The following is a 5,775-nucleotide window of genomic DNA, read 5'->3' on the forward strand; positions in this document are numbered from 1 at the left end:
TCCGGGGCAGGACGCCCCGCCATTTTCGGCGACGCAAGTCGCTGAAAATGAAGGAAGCCGGAAACCGCCCCTGTTGTGAACAAGCCGGCTCCGTCTGATTTTTGGGCAGGATGCCCAATAAATCAGCAGCTCCCTAGACGTGCCGTGCGTCCATCATGCGCTCGATGATGGGCTGGAGGATGATCTCCATCGCGAAGCCCATCTTGCCGCCGGGCACCACCATGGTATTGCGCCGGGACATGAAGGAGTCAGGGATCATGTTGAGAAGGTAGGGGAAGTCCACCTCCAACTGCTCCGGCTCCTTGAAGCGGATGATCACGAAGCTCTCGTCCGGCGTCGGGATATCGCGGGCGATAAAGGGGTTGGAGGTGTCCACCGTCGGCACGCGCTGGAAGTTGATATCCGTCAGCGAGAACTGCGGCGTGATGTGGCGGATGTAGTCCGGCATCCGGCGCATGATGGTGTCGACGATGGCCTCGGCGGAGTAGCCGCGCTCGGCGTTGTCGCGGTGGATCTTCTGGATCCATTCCAGGTTGACGATGGGCACCACGCCGACGCCCAGGTCCACGTGCTTAGCGACATCGACGTCATCGGTCACCACCAGACCGTGCAGCCCCTCGTAGAAGAGTAGGTCGGTGCCCTCCGGCACGTCTTCCCAGGGGGTGAACTGGCCGGGCTCCAGCTCCGTGTTGAGCCGGGCGTTGTGGTGGTCGGCCTCTGCCTCACTGTGGATGTAGTAGCGCTTCTTGCCACCGCCGGACTCGCCGTAGCTGGCGAACAGCTCCTCGAGCAGATCGAAGCGGTTGGCTTCCGGCCCGAAGTGGCTCAGGTTGCGGTGCTCCTCAGCGGCGCGGGCCATCTCGGCCTTCATTTCCTTGCGGTCATAGCGGTGGAAGCTGTCACCCTCGATGACGGCGGCGTTGATGCCGTCGCGGTAGAAGATATGCTCGAAGGCGCGCTTGACCGTGGTCGTGCCGGCACCTGAGGATCCGGTGACGGCGACGACAGGATGCTTCTTGGACATGGTGAACTCCCCGTCTTTTTGACTGCGGCACCGGCTCTGTGGCAGGCCGGCTTGCGGCGGGCGCCTGGTCAGGGCCGGAGTGAAACCGAGGGGCGGCGCCGCTCACCGGCGAGCGCCGGCCGCTGTGAGGGCGCCGGAAAAATGCAGAACCTCTAATATATCACGCCAGTTAAGCCCATAGGACGACGCTGGGAAACTGCATCGCGAACACCAAGGAGCACCCATGCCCGCCATCCGCCGCATCCCGCCCGAGCTGCGGGCCAATCCGGAATTCCAGTCCGCGGTGGTGCGGGTGGGTATCTGGCTGTTTGGCCTGCTCTACATCGGCGCAGCCGCCTGGCTCGGCATCTTTGCCGTCAACTATACGGCCTTCCTGGGGCTGTTTTCGGCCTACCTGGTCTTCAACCTGGTGATCCTCCTGAGCGTGCTGGTGCGCGCGGAGTGGGAAGCGCGCAGATTCACATCGCTGTTCTTCGACATCGTTGCCGTCAGCCTGGCCATTTTCCTGACGGGGGATGCGGGCAGTCCCTTTTATCTGTTCTACATCTGGATCTTCATCTCCGCCGCGACCCGCTATGGGCGTCGGCATCTGGCAGTCGCCGCCAGTGCCGCCGTGGTCTCCTACAACATCACGCTGCTGGTGCTCGGCGCCTGGGCAGAAGACCCGATGGACGCCGCCTTCCACGTGCTGGTGCTGGTGCTGCTGCCGCTGTACCAAGACTCGCTGTTGGTAAAGCTGCGCGAGGCCCGCCAAGCTGCAGAGCAGGCGAACCAGGCGAAGAGCGACTTCCTCGCCAACATGACGCATGAGCTGCGCACGCCCCTGACCGGCGTGCTCGGCATGGCGACCCTGCTGCGCACCACGGAGTTGGACACCCAGCAGCGCGAATACCTGGACGCGATCACCAGCTCCGCCAATATGCTCCAAGCGCTCATCGGCGACATCCTCGACCTGTCGAAGATCGACGCGAAGAAGCTCCAACTGGAGCGCAGCGCCTTCGACCTGCGGGAGCCGGTGCGGGAGGTCTGCGAGGTGATGCACACACATGCGCTGGGCAAGGGCCTGGATCTCGTCTGCGACGTGGCCCCGGCACTGCCGCCGCGGGTGATGGGCGATGCGCTGCGGGTGCGGCAGATCTTGTTCAACCTCATCGGTAACGCCGTCAAGTTCACTGAACAAGGCCAGGTGGTGGTGCGGGCAGGCGTCGCCGAGGCCGGGCCGGACGACCCCCGGACCGGCGTCCTGCTGGAGGTCCAGGACACCGGCATCGGTATCGCACCAGACAAGCTGGAGAGCATCTTCGAGAGCTTCAGCCAGGCGGACGACTCCACCACCCGCCGCTACGGCGGCACAGGTCTCGGCACCACCATTGCCCGCGACCTGAGCCGGCTCATGGGCGGGAGCATCGCAGTAGAGAGCGAGGTCGGCCGCGGCACGGCCTTCCGCGTCTGGCTGCCGCTGCTGGGCCAGGACTGCCCCCGGCCTCCTGTGCCGGCGCAGCCCAAGTACGCGGGCGTCCGGGTGCTGATTTATGAGCGCAACGCGACCCAGCGCGAGATCATCCAGGCCACGTGCCGGGGGCTCGGTATGCAGTGCTTTGCCGAGCAGGACATCGGGCGCCTGGGCGGCCTGGTACATCAGGCGGGCGGCATCGACCTCCTGATCGTCGGCGACAGCCCGGAGGCGCTGGACCTTCCGGGCCTGCTCGCCAGCTTCGAACGGCTCCTACACATCCGAGCCCCCTACCTGCTGCTCATCTACGGCCAGCGCCGCGGGGCGTTACAGGGTCACTGCGAGCACTGCCTCACCAAGCCCTTCCTCCGCGAAGACCTGGTGCGGGCGCTGGGCACCACACTGGCCGCCGAACCTGCGCCGCCGCAGACGCAAGCCGCCGCAGGCACGATCGATGAGCGCAGCACGGTGCAAACACCAACAGGCGCCACGGAAACAAAAAAGCTCGCCGCGGCGGAGACGACAGCCCCGAGCCCCGATGCCCCGCGGGTGCTGGTGGCCGAGGACAACACCATTGCCGCGACCGTGATCCAGACCCTGCTCACCCAGCAGGGAGCGCTCGTGACGCTGGTGACGGACGGCGAGGAAGCGCTGGCAGCAGTGCGGCGCGCGGATTTCGACCTCGCCTTCATTGATCTGCGCATGCCGAAGGTCGACGGGCTGGACTTTACCCGTCGGGTGCGCGCCAACGAAGAGGAGGGCCAACGGCTGCCCATCATCGCACTCACGGCCAACGCCGCCGAGGACATGAAGGATCGCTGCCTGGAGGCCGGGATGGATGCCTTTCTCACCAAGCCCGTGGATGCCGAGGCGCTGGCCCAGGCCGTGCGCAAGTACACGCCCAACGCGGACAGCCACTGACCAGGCGCCCGCAGACCCCCATGCGGATTGCGAGGTCCGAGAGCACCTCAGCCCGCTGCGGGCTGCGGGGTACCGTCCTCGGGTGCGCTCTGCCGGCCGACCGCGGCCTGCTTGAGACGGGTGGCGCGTTTGTCGATGACGTTTTTCAGGGCGATCAGGAAGCCGAGGCCGATGAAGGCCCCCGGCGGCAGGATGGCGAGCAGCGCACCCTGGAAGCCGTCGCCCAGATCCAGCCCGAAGCCGCGGGCGCCCTCGCCCAGCAGCAGGTGCGCCTGGTAGAAGAGCGTGCCCTGGCCCAGAAGCTCGCGGATACCGCCCAGCACCATCAGTACCAGCGAGAAGCCGATGCCCATGGCGAGCCCGTCCACAACGGCCTTGTCCAGCCGCGCCTTGGAGGCATAGGCCTCGGCGCGCCCGATGATGGCGCAGTTGGTGACGATGAGCGGGATGAAGAGCCCGAGCACCAGATACAGCTCATAAAAGGCCGCCTGCATGGTGAGCTCCACCGCGGTGACGAAGGACGCGATCACCAGCACGAACACCGGCAACCGCACCTCGGGGCGCACCAGGTTGCGGATCAGGGAAATGGTGGCGTTGGAGAGCACGAGCACCGTGGTGGTGGCGAGCCCCATGCCGAGCCCGTTGGTGGCGGTGGTGGTGGTGGCCAGCAGCGGGCAGAGCCCGAGCATGGCGACCAGGGCCTGATTGTTGCTCCAAAGGCCCTCGCCCACCAGGCTGCCGTAACCCTTCTCCGCCATCATCCCGCCCCCGGCGTGCCGGCAGCGCCCGGCATGGCGCGGGCCTGCGCAGGCGCAGACTCGCCGGCGGGTGCCGCCGGCGCCTGCTCAGGTGGTGCATAGAGGGCGTCACCCTCGCGCTCGACGAAAAGCAGCGTGTTCTTGACCGCGTTGACAATGGAGCGGGGCGTGATGGTGGCGCCGGTGAACTGGTCGAACTCACCGCCGTCGCGCTTCACCTGCCAATCTTCCAGCGGCGGATTACCGAGGGACCTTCCGTTGAACTGCTCGATGATCCAATCGTCCTTCTTCTCGTCGATCTTGTCGCCGAGACCAGGGGTTTCGTGGTGCTCCAGCACCCGCACACCGCCCAGGCTGCCATCGCGGAGCACGGAGACGAGCAGGCGGATGGGGCCGGCGTAGCCGTCAGGCACCACCGGCTGCAGAATCACAGCCACCGGCTCGTCCGTATCCCGCACCCGATACACCTCCGTCTGCTCAGCGCCGAGCAGGTCCGGGGCACTGACCTGAATGCTGTCCGCGAGCGGATCGTTGGCGATACGCTCCGCGGGCACAATCGCCTTGAGCTTGGCGAGCATGGCCTGGCGCTGGTTCTCCGCAATGCGCTCGGCCGTGAGCTCGTGGGTCATCGCCACGAGGCCAACGCCGCCGACGGCGAAGCTGCCGAGGATGGCGGCGGCAATGAGGATGGGTGCTTTGTTCATGGCTTGGATGCCTTGCCTGCTAGGGGTACCCCGAATGACCGTTGTGCTCAACCGGGGCCAGGTTCTACCCGGCCTTCGCGCTGCGCTTTTGCCCGAAGACGCGAGGCTGCGTGTAGTGATCGATCATCGGGGCGGCGATGTTCAGCAGCAACACCGAGAAGGCCACGGCGTCCGGATAACCGCCCCAGGTGCGGATCACGAAGATCATCACACCGATGAGGAAGCCGTAGATCAGCTGCCCGCGCTTGGTGGTGGCCGCGCTCACGGGGTCCGTTGCAATGAAGAAGGCCCCGAGGATCGCTGCACCGGAAAAAAGATGAAAGGCCGGGAAGGGGTGTGTCGTCGGATCCAGCAGCCAAAAGACGCCGGCGGCGATGAGCAGGCCGCCGAGAAAGGCCACTGGGATATGCCAGGTGATCACGCGCCGCCAGAGCATATAGAGCCCGCCCAGCAGAAACCAGTTGGCGACCCACTCCCAGCCCCGGCCGCCGAAGTCCCCCCACAGGGGACTGGATGCACGGATCTCATCGATGGTCATGCCCTGGTCGAGCTTGGTGCGCATCTCGTCCAGCGGCGTGGCGGCACTCACCGCATCCCAGGTGTGCTCCGCCGGCAGCGCGCCGGTGAAGATGAGCCGCGCCGAATCGAGGAAGGACAGGGTCGTTAGATCCTGCGCCTGCAGCAGCTCCGGCACATTGGGCGGCAGCCAGGTGGTGGTGGCCACCGGATAGGAGACGAGCAGGAAGACATAACCCGCCATGGCCGGGTTGAAGGGGTTGTAGCCGATGCCCCCGTAGAGCTGTTTAACGATGACGATGGCGAACAGGATGCCGAGCAGGGTCAGCCACCAGGGCAGGGTTGGCGGGATGGTCAGCGCGAACAGCAGGGCCGTCACCACGGCGCTGTAGTCGCGGA

Annotated in this window: 5 protein-coding genes; 1 reads left to right on the plus strand and 4 read right to left on the minus strand. The window is 66.0% G+C overall.

Annotated features, from left to right (window positions below; all coding sequences use genetic code 11):
* Positions 1–133 precede the first annotated feature (133 nt).
* Positions 134–1,024, minus strand: coding sequence for a phosphoribulokinase (locus tag I6U14_RS04870; RefSeq protein ID WP_296897345.1), 891 nt, complete (start codon positions 1,022–1,024; stop codon positions 134–136).
* A 223-nt stretch (positions 1,025–1,247) separates the two neighbouring features.
* Here I6U14_RS04870 and I6U14_RS04875 point away from each other — a divergent pair, with 223 nt between their 5' ends.
* Positions 1,248–3,398: an ATP-binding protein gene (locus tag I6U14_RS04875; RefSeq protein WP_296897347.1), complete on the plus strand. Its 2,151-nt coding sequence runs from the start codon at positions 1,248–1,250 to the stop codon at positions 3,396–3,398.
* Between the two features lie 47 nt (positions 3,399–3,445).
* On the opposite strand, the gene I6U14_RS04880 is transcribed toward I6U14_RS04875, so the two are convergent.
* From I6U14_RS04880 to I6U14_RS04890, 3 genes are all read right to left on the minus strand, one after another.
* A complete protein-coding gene (locus I6U14_RS04880; protein WP_296897349.1) occupies positions 3,446–4,159 on the minus strand; it encodes an electron transport complex subunit E in 714 nt (237 codons plus the stop codon).
* Entirely contained in the window at positions 4,156–4,860 is a 705-nt protein-coding gene (gene rsxG / locus I6U14_RS04885) for an electron transport complex subunit RsxG (RefSeq protein ID WP_296897351.1), read from the minus strand. The genes I6U14_RS04880 and rsxG overlap by 4 nt, the downstream gene beginning before the upstream one ends.
* Positions 4,861–4,924: 64 nt before the next feature.
* Positions 4,925–5,775, minus strand: an 851-nt coding sequence (locus I6U14_RS04890; RefSeq protein ID WP_296897352.1) for an RnfABCDGE type electron transport complex subunit D, incomplete at its 5' end; no start/stop codon positions are given.

The organism is Thiohalocapsa sp. (assembly GCF_019695415.1).
Lineage (GTDB): Bacteria > Pseudomonadota > Gammaproteobacteria > Chromatiales > Chromatiaceae > Thiohalocapsa.